Origin of the sequence: Streptomyces panaciradicis (genome assembly GCF_023516615.1) — a bacterium.
In the GTDB taxonomy this organism is placed as follows: Bacteria; Actinomycetota; Actinomycetes; order Streptomycetales; family Streptomycetaceae; genus Streptomyces; species Streptomyces panaciradicis.
This window is the reverse complement of the sequence record NZ_JAMGBF010000107.1, coordinates 56,848-69,068: the sequence shown is the minus strand read 5'-3', so window position 1 is coordinate 69,068 and position 12,221 is coordinate 56,848. Positions and strand designations below refer to the sequence as shown.

Genomic DNA, 12,221 nt, shown 5'->3' with positions numbered 1-12,221 from the left:
GGGCTGCGCGGGAGGCTGCGCCTGGGGTACGCCGAAACCGCCGGAGGTGTCCTGGCCGGGCTGGGGTGCGGCGGCCGCCGGCTGCTGCGGGTAGCCGTAACCGCCGGGCGCCGCCGGTGCGGTGCCCGGAGTGCCCTGCTGCGGGTAGCCGTATCCGTCCGGGGCCGCGCCCTGCGCCGGTGCGGGCGGCGTCGGGGCGGGAGCCTGCGGAGCGGCGGGGGCCTGGGGCGCGGTGCCCGGAGGTCCTGTGGGCGATCCGATGGGCGGACCGGTCGGCGGTGGTGGTGAGTTCTGGCCGGAGTCCTGTCCGGCGCCCGTGCCACCCGTGCTCTGTGCGTACCAGGCGGGAGGCGTGTAGACGATTTCGAACTCGCCGGTCAGATCAACCTCGTGATCGTCCCCGTCCGAGGAAGGGCTCCCGCCGTTGTACTCGGACCGATCCCTGTTCACTGCTTGCCTCCTGGTCAGCCACTGCTGCTGAGCTGGTCGTCGTCGCGGCCGGGCGGACCGAGTGGCGAGTCCCACGCGACTGCAATCGTCACCGCACCACCAGAAGCCTAATCACTCGCTTGGCGGGACGGAAAAGCCCCCATGGGCCCGGACGGCCGAGCCTCCCGGGCCCGGACGGCCGAGCCTCCCGGGCCCGGACGGCCCCGGACGGCGACGTTCCGCGCGCAGGGGCGGACGAGCCGCGCGGGCGCGGACGGAAGGTCCTGGCGAACCGTTCCCGGGGGCCGTACGAAATGCCCCGTGGGCGCGGCTTGTTCGGGCTCCGCCCCCGCGCCCACGGACGACGACACGTCAGTCCATACGGCGGGCCACGCCGAGCAGCCCCGTCTCCGCGTCGGTGGGTTCGGTCATGACGAACTTCTGATGCTTGCGAGTGCACCACATGGCGACGCCGTCGTGAAGGGTCGGCAGGTGCTGGAGTTGCTCCTCGGGAATGCCCAACGTGTCGCGCACCACCTCCGTCTCGAACGGCGAGATGCGCTGAACACCGACGAGATGGGCCTGGGCCAGCCAGCGCGGCGCGTGCTCGCTGACGAACGGCAGCACCGTCACGACGGCCTGCCACGGCACGGAGGTCACCCGCCCCCGCGGCGGGCGAATGCCGCAGTCCCGGATCAACACCACCGGACTGGACACCGACGGCCCCTGCGCGGGCACCCGGCCCACCGGATACACCGTCACGCACTGCTGGCCGCCGCCCGCCGCCTGCGCCAACTGCTGCCAGGCCTGCGGACGTCCGGTCTCGACGCCCACCCGCGCGCCCGTCGCCGCGGCGCGCAGGGCCAGCACCTGGGCGAGCCAGAGACCGCCGACGAGGACGACGTCGAAGGGGGTCGGCCGGGACAGGCCGAGCACGGCCGGCTGCCCTTCCGCGTCGCTGCCGATGAGCACACCGTCGTCACCGATCGGCATGCTGATCGCCGCGAGCTCCTCGACGGTGACGACATGACGGTTGCGGCGCGGGCCGCGCAGCCCGAACCCCGGGCTGGCGATGCGCCGTTGCTGCGCCTGCGGCTCCGGCTGCCGGATGATCGGGATCATGCCGGTGTCGGTGGGCGAGGCGACGTGGGCGGGTGTGCGGGCGGGGGTGCGGCCCTGCTGTCCCTGGGTCATGGCCGGAGTGGGCTGGGACATCAGTAGGTACCTCCGAGCGGCAGAGTCGCGAGGGCCCCGGGCACCTGCTCCCGGTCGAGACGGACCAGGCCGACCTTCGCGGCGCTCGCGGCCCGCTCCAACTCCCGTCCCACCTGACCGAGTTCGTCGTCGCCGCGGGCGGTCACCCGAATGTGTCCGGCGAGCGAGACACCGCGGTTGCCGGCCTTGCTCAGGGTCATGCTGAACGTCGTGGCGAGCACCGGCAGCGAGGTGAGGCGCGTGACCAGCTCGGGCAGCGACACACCGCCGTTGCCCAACTGCGGCCAGCGGGACACCCAGTACGTGGTGTGCCAGCGGTCGTCGACCCGCCAGGTCTTCACCGCCTCGACCGTACGGCGCTGGCTCCGGCCGTCCTGGGCGGCATGCTGCTGGCTGGAGCGCGGGTTGAGGCAGCTGGACGTCGCCAGCGCCTGCATCAGCTCGGTCTCGTCGAGGATCGTCGCCTTGAAGCCGGCGCCGGCCAGCCGGCTGGAGAGCTGGTCGGCGACCCGCAGCAGCGCCTTCTGCGCCCCGGGGACACCGTCCCCGCGCGCCTGCACCGCCTCCGGGCACAGTTCCGGGTCGAGCTTGAGGGCCACCCAGGTCAGGCGCAGCGCGGGCGAACCGACCTGGGCCTGCAGGGGGCCGTACGACCGTGCGGCGAGCGACTGCTGGGGCAGGTGCGGGGCGGGCGCCGGCTGGGTGTGCTGCACGACCTGTGCGGAGGCGAGCCGGATCCCGTCGACCTCAAGGGCGTCCTGGACCAGTTTCAGCGGCAGTTGGCGGTGGGCGGCCGCGGGGCGCAGCGGTTCGTCGGCCGGCTGCACGAACAGCACGGCCGTCAGGAAGGTCCCGTCGCCGATCATGCCGATCTGGCGGTTGTCACGGGAGACGAAGGCGTACGTCCGCAGGGCGGGGTCGCACTCCACGACCGGGGCCAGCATGGCCTCCGTGCCGGGCGGCACGGGCAGCTTGGCGTCGCGGCGGCGCTGCCGCAGGGCGCGCGTGGTCTCGTACCACTCGGGCAGGGGCCGCCGGGCCCGCCGCAGGACCGCCAGGAGCAGCAGCAGGACGGCCACGACACCGGCCGGGACCAGCAGCCAGGACACGTCGGCCGCCCATGCGGCCAGCAGGAGCGCCGCCGCGAGCTCCACCAGGATGAGCTGCTGCAGCCGTACCGGACCGAGGCCGCCCGGCCGGGGCAGCGTGCGCGGAGAGGCGGCGGCGGGCGGCGCGGCCGTCGTACGTCTGTCGCCCGGGCCCCCTTCTGGCTGCTGTGCGCGGCGTCCGCGCCGAGTGCTCGTAGCGCTGCTCATCCCCCGGGACATCCCTTTCGCGAATTCAGTGGCCGCTCACTGGGCCCACGACAACCGTGCGGGCGGCTCACGGTACCCGTTGCGCGACGGCGGGCGACACACGGGACACCGAAACCCCAGGTGGCCACCCTGTCACGAACGCGCGGCGTGCGGTGGAGCGCTGTGGTGAAGCTCTGTGAAGATGCGAGGGCCTCCGAACACCTGGTGAGCCGTCCTCGCGCGGCGCAGGGCATAGTAGGTGCCTGCGCGACCGAAGGTGCCCCCGCTGCTTCGCGTTGGCGATCGGACATCACAGACGCCGTCCAGCGAGTACGGGCACTTCGGACACGATCGAGCAGGACGAAACGGGAGAAACGGGGACCATGGCCAAGCGTCAGGACGAGCTCGCCGCCTACAACTTCGCGCGCAAGCGCACCGTCGCGGCCTTTCTCGCGCCGTCGCCGGGCGGCTCGGAGGAAGGCGCCCCGCGCCCGGTCCGCACGGTGACGCCCAGCCTGGCGCTCGGCGTCGTCCTGGTGGTCGGTTTCATCGCCTGGGGCGTGATCAAGCCGACGGCGCCCGCGGGCTGGGACAAGCCCGGTGAGTACATCATCGTCGACAGCGACTCCACGACACGTTACGTGGTGCTCCCCGACGAGACGTCGAGCGGCAAGAAGGTCCCCACGCTGCACCCCGTCCTCAACTACGCCTCCGCCAAACTGCTGTTGGACAAGGGCAAGGGCAGCGTCCTGGAGGTCTCCGGCAAGGAGATCGACAAGAGCGACATCGCGCACGGCGCCACCCTCGGCATCCCGTACGCCCCCGACCGGCTGCCCTCCGCGAGCGACGCGGAGAAGACCAAGACATGGGCGGTGTGCGAGCGCCCCGCGCAGGGCTCGGGCAGCACGGAGGACGGCAACATCGACCGCGCGGTGTTCGTCATGGACGCCGACGACGCCAAGACCCTGAACGGCACGGGCAAGGTCGGCCCCGGGCAGGCCCTGTACGTCAAGGACCCGAAGACGGACCGGGAGTACCTGGTCGACGGCAAGGGCAACCTCTTCTGGCTCGGCGGTCCCACGGTCGGCGACGCCGCCACCATGCAGCAGCTGCGCTCCGCCGTCATCGGCAGCACGGCCGAGGCACAGCCGGTGAGCCAGGAGTGGCTGCGCACCCTCAACCCGCGCGGCGTCATCGCCTTCCCGAAGGTCCCCGGCGCCGGCGGCACGACCTCGGTCAAGGGACTGCCGAGCACGGCGAGCACGGTGGGCCAGGTCCTCCGGGCGCCGGACGCGCAGGGCATGCAGTACTACGTCGTCCTCAAGGACAAGGTCGCCCTCGTCACGCCCTTCGTGGCGCAGCTGCTCATGCAGTCGCCCCGGGCCCAGAACACCAACGCCACCAAGGTCTCCTCCGGCGTGATCATCCAGGCCAACGGCGGCCCGGCGGACACCTTCTACGGCGACCAGGGCTGGCCCCAGTCCGTCCCGCGGCAGGCCAACCCCGCCACCACGGCGACGGGAGAGGCCCGCACCACCTCGTGCAGCGTCTACGACGGCACGATCGGCGCGGACAAGAAGCCGCGGCTGGCGGCCTGGGCCGGGACGGCGTACCCGAAGAAGGTCATCGCCGACTCACTGAGCGCCTACGTCTCCTCGGGCTCGGGCCTGCTGTTCCAGGAGGTCACGGGCTCGGCGAGCGGGGGCGGCGCGTGGTACCTGCTGACCGACACGGGTCTTCGCTATTCGCTGCCGTCGAACAACGACACCACCGCGAAGGGGACGTCGGCCGCGTCTGCGTCCACCTCGTCCGGGGAGCCGAGCGAGACCGACAAGGCGCGGACCCGTCTCGGCTACGAGGACGTCTCCAGGCCGGCGATCGTGCCGCAGACATGGGCGACGTTCATCCCCAAGGGGCCCACGCTGGACACGGGCGGCGCGAAGCAGGAACAGAGCCAGTGACCTGGGGGCCGAGTCATCGGCGGCCAACGGACGTATCAGAAAGCGCACTTGAGGGTAAGACGGCACATGGGTCACGAGTGCGTCGCTCAACTGTGTGAGCCGTGTAACTGATTGGTCCTGTCAGTGGCCGAGTGACAGGCTGACGATAGAGTGTTTGCAGCGCTCAACGGTGCGAAGCTTCTCCGGGCACCTGGCAGGTTTCCTGGTTTCCCGGAGCCGACAACATGAACGACGACATGGGGGAAGGTTCATCATGGCCGGCCAGTTCCGGGTAACAGAGGACGAACTCACCAAGCTCTCCGGCGACATCAACACCGCCAACGGCCAGCTGCAGGGCGAGATCCGCCGCCTGAACGGCGTCATCGAGCAGATCGCCGGCGGCTGGAAGGGCCAGGCGGCCACGTCCTACCACCAGCTGCAGGAGCGGTGGAACGCGGACGCGAAGAAGATGAGCGACATTCTCAACGACATCAAGGAAGCCGTGGACTCCACGCGGAGCAACTACTCCGCGTCGGAGGAGCAGCAGAACTCCGAGATCAGCAAGATCATGTCGGACTTCGGCTGATCGAGCGGGTCATCAGGGGCGCACGCCTCCGATCTCCCCTGCCGGATCAGACCTCACTGTCTTCCACCACATTCCTGACTCTTCCTGAAAGGGAACCGACGATGTCGATCCTCGTCAATTACGCGACGATCACCAACGCGTCCACCGACGTCCGCACCACCGCCGGCCGGATCAAGCAGCAGCTCGAGGACCTCGAGGCCTCGGTCAAGCGCGTCGCCGCCACCTGGGAGGGCGAGGCGCAGGAGGGCTACCAGCGCAAGCAGCGCGAGTGGGACCAGACCGCGCAGGACCTGCACTCCACCCTGCTGAAGATCGCCACCGCCCTGCAGAACGCGGCCGACAACTACCAGGCCACCGAGAAGAGCAACGCCGCGACCTGGGGCTGAGCCCGTCGGCGACCCGAGGGACCTGAGGGACCTGAGATGAAGAGAATCGGCCCAGCCGACGCCACAGCGTCCGCTGGGCCGAGCTCTGCTCCGGGTCCGTGCACAACCTGTGCGGGGTGGCACACAGCAAATCCCGCAAACCTTCACACCCGTCACATTCGTCAGAAGTACGTCTCCGAGTACGTCGCGCAGTACGTCTCGCAGTACGTCTCGGACGTCGAGGAAGCCCTGGGGGCCTGGACATGAGGGGCCTGAACGTGAAGGGCCGCAGAGCCCGTTCACGCAGCCGAAACGGCCGTAACGGCCGCAGCACCGCGACCCGCGCGGCGCAGCGGGTCCTCGGCGTGCTCGCGGCCGCGGGCGTCTGCCTGGCGACGGCGCCGCCGGCCCTGGCCTCCGACGGCTCCTCCGAGGGCCGCCCGGCCCCCGGTCACACGGACTTCGGCCTGGCGGCGAGCGGGGAGTGCGTCTTCGGAGGCGGGGTCATTAAGTCCACGCCGTGGTCCCTGCAGCGGGTCCTGCTGGACCAGCTGTGGGCCCAGGCGACGGGCAAGGGCGTGACGGTCGCGGTGATCGACACGGGCGTCGACAGCCACAACCGCCAGCTCACCGACGCGATGGCCCCCGGCAGCAAGTCCTGGGTCGACGGCTCGGGCACCCAGGACCTGGAGGGCCACGGCACACGCGTGGCGGGCATCATCGCGGCCCGCCCGATGCAGGGCACCGGGTTCGAGGGGATCGCGCCCGACGCCAAGATCCTGTCCCTCCGCTACACCGGCGGAGCGAACAAGCAGGGCAACTCGGGAACCATGGCCTCGGCGATCCGCGACGCGGTCGCCAAGCACGCGGACGTCATCAACATCTCGTCGGACACCGCGAACAAGAAGGACGACGCGACGCTGCGCAGCGCCGTGACGGCCGCCGTGAACGCGGGCGCCCTCATCGTCGCGGCCGCCGGCAACGACGGTGCCGACGGCAAGTCCGCCGACACGTACCCGGCTTCGTACGACGGCGTCCTGGCCGTCGCGGCCTCCGACCGCAACGACGAACGCGCCTACTTCTCCCAGTCCGGCGACTTCGTGGACGTGGCGGCCCCCGGCGTCGACATGGTCTCGACGGTCCCGAAGGGCGGCCAGTGCACGGCCGACGGCACGAGCTTCGCGGCGCCGTACGTGGCGGGCGTGGCGGCCCTGCTGAAGGAGAAGCACCCGACCTGGAAGGCGGCCCAGATCGCCACCCGGATCGAGCAGACGGCCCAGCGACCGGGCCGGGGCCCCAACCGGTTCACCGGCTGGGGAGTCGTCGACCCGGTGGCCGCCCTGTCCGACACCTCCACCCCGGCCACGTCCCCGACCCCCGACCCGCCCGTGAGGGCCGGCACCGGCGGGGTCGTCCCCATGGCGGTGACCATGGGCGAGAGCGAGGCCGAAAAGGAACGCCGAACGGCTATTTACGTACTGGGAACAGGGTTGGCCCTGGTACTGGTGGTGGCGGGGAGCGGGGTGGCTGTGCGGGATTGGCGGAGCCGGCGAACCGGACGGGCCGGCCGATGAGGCCGGCGCGCAACGACGCTGAGAACTTGAACAACAGGGGAGAGGACAACGGGGTATGAGCAACGGAATGCGGGTCGATCTGAGCGCACTGGATGAGGTCATCCGGAAGCTCTGGACGTTGCTGGACGACATGGATACCGCGGGGACGACATCGCGGTACAACACAGAGATCACCATGAGTGCGTTCGGAGGCAACTGCACGTTCTTGGAGGCGGGCGACCTCTTCTCTGCTCACAAGGACGCGAAGGAAAACCTCGAGAAGGCCATTCAAGGGCTGCACGGTCTGATCGACAAGTTCGGCACGAGTACGTCGAAGGTGAAGGACAAGTACACGGAGCAGGAATACGCGAACAAGCAGCAAATGGGCGGTGGCTCCGGGGCCAAGAAGAACGAGTGGGACTAGCGCTCCTACTTGAGGAGCACCTACCAGAAGGAGTTTGAAATGGCCGGTGACAAGAAGCTGCCCCAGCCCGCCATCGAGCAAGAGATGTGCACCACAGGGCGTCCCAAGACCAGGACCCAGTTCATCAACTACTCGCTCAAAGAGCTCAAGAAGATGCTCGAGGGTACGGACCCGGGGGCCATCGACGAAGTCAGTCGCCACTGGGGGAAGGTCAACGAGATCCTTGCCGGAGGCGGGGATGGCGGGATCGCTGCCGTGCTCGACAAAGCGGTGGACAACGTCATGGAGCACTGGGAGGGGGACGCGGCCAGCAGTTTCGAGAAGAAGGCTCGCGAGATCGCGCAGAGCATCCGAAATGCGGCCTGGTACGCGGACCTCAACCGTTCGCAGATGGCGGATGCTGCTCATCAACTGCGCACCTACAAGGCGCAGTTGGATGACATCAAAGAGCCCGGAACGATGAGCAAGATCGGTGACGCTCTTAGCGACTGGCAGTGGGATGACGGCGAAGCGGTAGCTGGTGATCTCCGCGACGGTAAGCTCACCGCGGCTCAGATCGCGGAGAAGGATGAGGGCAAGATCGGCGCCAGCCGAGAAGCCCAACTCAAGGGCGTTGCTGTCATGGAGAATCTGGGCGCTCAGTATTCTCGGATCACGGGTAACTTCACGCGAAATACGGTTGTCCAGAAACCAGACAACACCATCAAGGATCCAAACCCGAACGTGGAGTATCCGCCTCCTGTCAATACTGGCGTGGTGGCCGCATCACGGCCCAGCGCTTCAGGGTCGGCCAATAAGCCGTGGAGCGCAGGCTCTACCTCGAGTATCAAGCCGGCTCCAGCGGTCCCCCGAGACCATGGAATCTCAGGAGGTACGCAGCTTCCGGCATCGAAACCGAGTCTCCCGACGACTGGCACCAATGTGGACAGTATCCCCACCGGTACCACGGGGGCAGGTCCTGGCATGGGCGCGGGAGCTCCCGGCTCTGGTGGCAACTTCGGCGTAGGCGGAGCACAGAGCTCTGGCGTCGTGACTCCTGGCGGAGCCTCCGGTGTCAGTGGTGGCATCGGCTTCGCAGGCGGCCGCAGTGGCATGACCGGCGCTGGTGCTGCAGGTCGAGCGGCCGGAGGCCGGGCCGGTATGGGTGGCATGGGCGGCGGCGGTCTTGGCGCGGCCGGTCGAGGGGGCGCAGGCGCCGGAGGCCGTGGAGCACTTGCCAGGGCCCGTGGTGGCGTAGTTGGTGCAGCCAAGGGAGTCGGCAAGGGTACCGGTGGCGGTGCAGGCCTACACGGAAGCCGAGGCGGAACGCAGGCTGGCGCGGCCGGAGCAGGCGGCAAGGGGCGTAAGTCCAAAAAGGAGAACAGCCAGGGCGAACGTCCCGACTACCTGGTCGAGGACGAAGAAACCTGGATCTCGGAAGAGGACCGCAACCGGAACGTGCCACGAACCATCGAGTAGGCACGAGGGACTAGACGGGCAGCCATCATCTGTCCACCTATAGGCTGGCGCCCCCAGCTGTAGTTGAGTGAGGAGCAAGGAAGTGAGTTTGAAGCGGCTCTGGTCCACGACAGGAGTTGTGGCGTTGGCAGGCGCCTTGCTCCTCACCTCAGCCCCGACTGCATCGGCCGACTACGTCAGAGACCGACAGTGGTTTCTGGACGTATTCGCCATGAAAGACACCTGGAAAGAAACTCAGGGGCAAGGGGTAACTGTCGCAGTTGTTGATTCTGGGGTAGACGGCAGTCATCCGGACCTGACAGGTCAAGTCCTCCAGGGGAAAGACTTCACTGGTGGCGGTAACCCCCAGGAGGACAAGATCGGCCACGGCACCAAGATGGCAAGCATCATTGCTGGTCACGGACATGGTGAGGGTGGGACTTCGGGCGTGATCGGAGTTGCGCCGAAGGCCAAGGTTCTACCTCTGCGCACTCTGCAGACTCGAAGCGACAGGAACGCTGACGAGACGTGGGGTGCTGCAGTTCGATATGCAGTGGACCACGGCGCAAAGGTGATCAACCTTTCCATCGCGAACGACGGTGGTAAGACTCTGAGTGCCGGTCGTGACGCGATTGCCTACGCGCAAGCTCACGATGTCGTGGTCGTGGCAGGCTCAGGAAACGACGGATTTTCTACCGTAAGTGAACCCGCAGCGCTGCCGGGTGTTGTCTCTGTCGGCGCAGTGGACAAAAATGCCAACGTCTGGGATGACTCGAACAGAGGCAAGGGGCTCGTTCTCACCGCCCCCGGTGTAGATATTGTCGGCGCTAATCCGACGATGTCCAATGGCTACGGCGTCGGTGACGGCACCTCAGATGCCACGGCCTTTGTGTCCGGCACAGTAGCACTGGTGCGCGCCAAGTACCCGAACCTTACCGCCGGTCAGGTGATCAATCGCCTGATCAAATCGGCCTCGTTCCTCGGGCACAAGGGCCTCAAAGCGCCAGATGAGACGTACGGCTACGGCATTATCCGTCCCCGTCAGGCGGTGATGATGAACATCCCTGCCGGCCCCAAGACGAATCCGCTGGGCCAGCTCACGTCCTCTACTTCCACCGAATCGTCCACGGGGACGAAGCCTGCTGATCAGGCTGACAAGAAGACGTCCTCCTCCCGCAATGTCCTCCTCCTGGTCGGTGGGATCGCAGCCGTCCTGATCATCGGCGCTGTCGTGGTGGTCGTCATGCGGCGCCGTGGTAACGGCGGCAACGGCGGTAGCGGGAGCTCCGGCGGCGGGGCCGGCCAGTACCCCACGTACCCGCCCGCCCAGCAGCCGTACGCCTCGACTCCCGATCAGGGGTATCCCCATCCCCAGGGGCAGCACCCGCAGCAACCCCGTCCGTATGGACAACAGCCCCCTTACCAGGGGCAGTAGTCACTGCTGCGTCGGTGCGGCAATCGGCCTGAGAAAGGGATGGGGTTCTCTCGATGGGTGCAATCGTTCTTCTCGTCGGCGTGATCGGACTCGCTGCCGTGGTGGCAGTCGTCGTCTTCGCCGTGACCCGTGGTCGCCGTAACGCGCCGAACCGCGGTTCGGGCAGCGGAACTTATCCGCCCAGCATGGGTTATGCGCCGCAGCAGGGGATGCCTCCTGCTCAGCCCCCGTATCAAAGCCCGCCCCCAAACCAGGGGTACGGGTATCCCGCCCCGCCTGCGCAGCCTCCGAACCAGCCGAATCCCTACACGCAGCAGCCGCCGTACGGGCAGTGAGGGGTGTCGGTCCTCCCTCGCTTCTTCAGCCGACGGAGGCCGTGCTTCCGGAGTTCACTTTCGGACAACCGTCTGACGTCACCTCAGGCAAGCGAAGGGGCATGCCGCTCAGGTTCGCAAACCGCAAAGGTGTAGCAACGGCCCAGCAAAGACCCCAGTTCCAGGCCCATTTGCGGTGTGCGGCTGTCTGATACTGGTGAGGTGCACGGGACGACGCGGGAGCTGGTGGACCGGCTGGCCGCGTCGCATGAGGGGCGGTTGGCCGGGGCTGCACTGGTAGGTGCGTTCCGGCGGGCACTGGTGCTCGTCCCCCTCGACGGTGCGGCGGTGTGGGCGGCCGATTTCGGGGGTGTGAGGTGGCTGTATGCCTTCACCGGTGAGGATTCGATGGGCCGGTTCCTGGCCGCGCGAGGAAGCGGGCCAGACACGGAAGTGCCGTACATGAAGGTGTACGGCTCGCGGCTGCTGGGCGTTGCGGTGCCCGCGGCCGGCGTCCCCGCCGGGATCGCGGTGGACGTGGCCGGGCCGTGGCCCGGACTCCTGCCACCCGTGGCCGGGGTCGTACCGCCGGTGGCGGCGGTGGCGAGGTGAGCGACGGCTACCAGGTCGATCCGGACGCGCTGCAAACGGTTGCGAAGGGCATCAACGCGGCGATCGACGAACTGAAGTCCCTGGGAATCGACGAGAGCGGTGAAGTCGGCCGGGGCTTCTCGAACGTCGAGCTGACGGGCATGCAACTGGGCAACGCCGGACTCCGCGGCGCCTTCGACGGGTTCTGCGAGCGATGGTCGTGGGGGGTCCGCACGCTCGTCCACGACGGCAACGAGATCGCGTCGCGGCTGGGGCTGTCGGCCGGGCTTTACCACGACCAGGAGCAGTACGTAGAAAGCACGCTCAAGGACGTGGTCAACGCGTCCATGGGCAATCCGCACCTCACACAGGAGCAGGTGGAGGCCCAGTCCTGGAGCAAGACGCTGTCGGACAACTCGTTCAACGACTTCCGGCACGCGGACCTGTCGGGGAAGTCGTTGCAGGACGCGCTCCACCACTCGGCTCAGACGTGGAAGGCCGAGGGCCGGGACATGATGGACGGTCCGATGGGCCTGCGCAAGGACTTCGCGGACGCGGCAGGATACGGCGCCCAGTACGACCAGGCGCAGGACGAGATGTTCGGCCCTGAGCAGAAGAGCCGGTAGTCGGGGACTGG

12 protein-coding genes are annotated in these 12,221 nt (G+C 68.3%); 9 read left to right on the top strand and 3 right to left on the bottom strand.

What is annotated here, in order from left to right:
• From M8J74_RS30575 to eccE, 3 genes are all read right to left on the bottom strand, one after another.
• The coding region (locus M8J74_RS30575; protein ID WP_308406129.1) for an SCO5717 family growth-regulating ATPase at positions 1-450 on the bottom strand (450 nt) is incomplete at its 3' end.
• A gap of 351 nt (positions 451-801) precedes the next feature.
• Entirely contained in the window at positions 802-1,644 is an 843-nt protein-coding gene (locus M8J74_RS30570) for a hypothetical protein (protein ID WP_249839545.1), read from the bottom strand.
• On the bottom strand, positions 1,644-2,960 hold the full coding sequence (eccE, locus tag M8J74_RS30565) for a type VII secretion protein EccE (protein ID WP_249839544.1): 1,317 nt from the start codon (positions 2,958-2,960) through the stop codon (positions 1,644-1,646). The genes M8J74_RS30570 and eccE overlap by 1 nt, the downstream gene beginning before the upstream one ends.
• Positions 2,961-3,322: 362 nt before the next feature.
• Between eccE and eccB the strand changes: the two genes are divergently transcribed.
• The 9 genes from eccB (at position 3,323) to M8J74_RS30520 (ending at position 12,210) form a co-directional block, all read left to right on the top strand.
• On the top strand, positions 3,323-4,900 hold the full coding sequence (gene eccB, locus M8J74_RS30560; protein WP_249839543.1) for a type VII secretion protein EccB: 1,578 nt from the start codon (positions 3,323-3,325) through the stop codon (positions 4,898-4,900).
• A gap of 253 nt (positions 4,901-5,153) precedes the next feature.
• Positions 5,154-5,465, top strand: coding sequence for a WXG100 family type VII secretion target (locus tag M8J74_RS30555; protein WP_058922646.1), 312 nt, complete (start codon positions 5,154-5,156; stop codon positions 5,463-5,465).
• A 101-nt stretch (positions 5,466-5,566) separates the two neighbouring features.
• Complete coding sequence (locus M8J74_RS30550; RefSeq protein ID WP_058922645.1) at positions 5,567-5,851, top strand: WXG100 family type VII secretion target; 285 nt, start codon at positions 5,567-5,569, stop codon at positions 5,849-5,851.
• A 257-nt stretch (positions 5,852-6,108) separates the two neighbouring features.
• A complete protein-coding gene (mycP, locus tag M8J74_RS30545) occupies positions 6,109-7,404 on the top strand; it encodes a type VII secretion-associated serine protease mycosin (RefSeq protein ID WP_249839542.1) in 1,296 nt (431 codons plus the stop codon).
• 55 nt (positions 7,405-7,459) lie between these two features.
• Positions 7,460-7,807, top strand: coding sequence for a hypothetical protein (locus M8J74_RS30540; RefSeq protein WP_249839541.1), 348 nt, complete (start codon positions 7,460-7,462; stop codon positions 7,805-7,807).
• A 39-nt stretch (positions 7,808-7,846) separates the two neighbouring features.
• Positions 7,847-9,265, top strand: a complete 1,419-nt coding sequence (locus tag M8J74_RS30535; protein ID WP_249839540.1) for a hypothetical protein — start codon at positions 7,847-7,849, stop codon at positions 9,263-9,265.
• A gap of 82 nt (positions 9,266-9,347) precedes the next feature.
• Positions 9,348-10,679: a type VII secretion-associated serine protease mycosin gene (gene mycP, locus M8J74_RS30530; RefSeq protein WP_249839539.1), complete on the top strand. Its 1,332-nt coding sequence runs from the start codon at positions 9,348-9,350 to the stop codon at positions 10,677-10,679.
• 536 nt (positions 10,680-11,215) lie between these two features.
• Positions 11,216-11,605, top strand: a complete 390-nt coding sequence (locus M8J74_RS30525) for an SseB family protein (protein WP_249839538.1) — start codon at positions 11,216-11,218, stop codon at positions 11,603-11,605.
• Positions 11,602-12,210 carry a hypothetical protein gene (locus M8J74_RS30520; protein WP_249839537.1) on the top strand — a complete coding sequence of 203 codons (609 nt, stop codon included), beginning with the start codon at positions 11,602-11,604 and terminating at the stop codon, positions 12,208-12,210. The genes M8J74_RS30525 and M8J74_RS30520 overlap by 4 nt, the downstream gene beginning before the upstream one ends.
• The last annotated feature ends 11 nt before the right edge of the window (positions 12,211-12,221 follow it).

Coding starts and splice junctions, on each gene's coding strand:
- M8J74_RS30555 (WP_058922646.1), top strand. CDS start 5,154: ATGGCCGGCCAGTTCCGGGTAACAGAGGACGAACTCACCAAGCTCTCC.
- eccE (WP_249839544.1), bottom strand. CDS start 2,960: ATGAGCAGCGCTACGAGCACTCGGCGCGGACGCCGCGCACAGCAGCCA.
- eccB (WP_249839543.1), top strand. CDS start 3,323: ATGGCCAAGCGTCAGGACGAGCTCGCCGCCTACAACTTCGCGCGCAAG.
- M8J74_RS30540 (WP_249839541.1), top strand. CDS start 7,460: ATGAGCAACGGAATGCGGGTCGATCTGAGCGCACTGGATGAGGTCATC.
- M8J74_RS30535 (WP_249839540.1), top strand. CDS start 7,847: ATGGCCGGTGACAAGAAGCTGCCCCAGCCCGCCATCGAGCAAGAGATG.
- M8J74_RS30550 (WP_058922645.1), top strand. CDS start 5,567: ATGTCGATCCTCGTCAATTACGCGACGATCACCAACGCGTCCACCGAC.
- M8J74_RS30570 (WP_249839545.1), bottom strand. CDS start 1,644: ATGTCCCAGCCCACTCCGGCCATGACCCAGGGACAGCAGGGCCGCACC.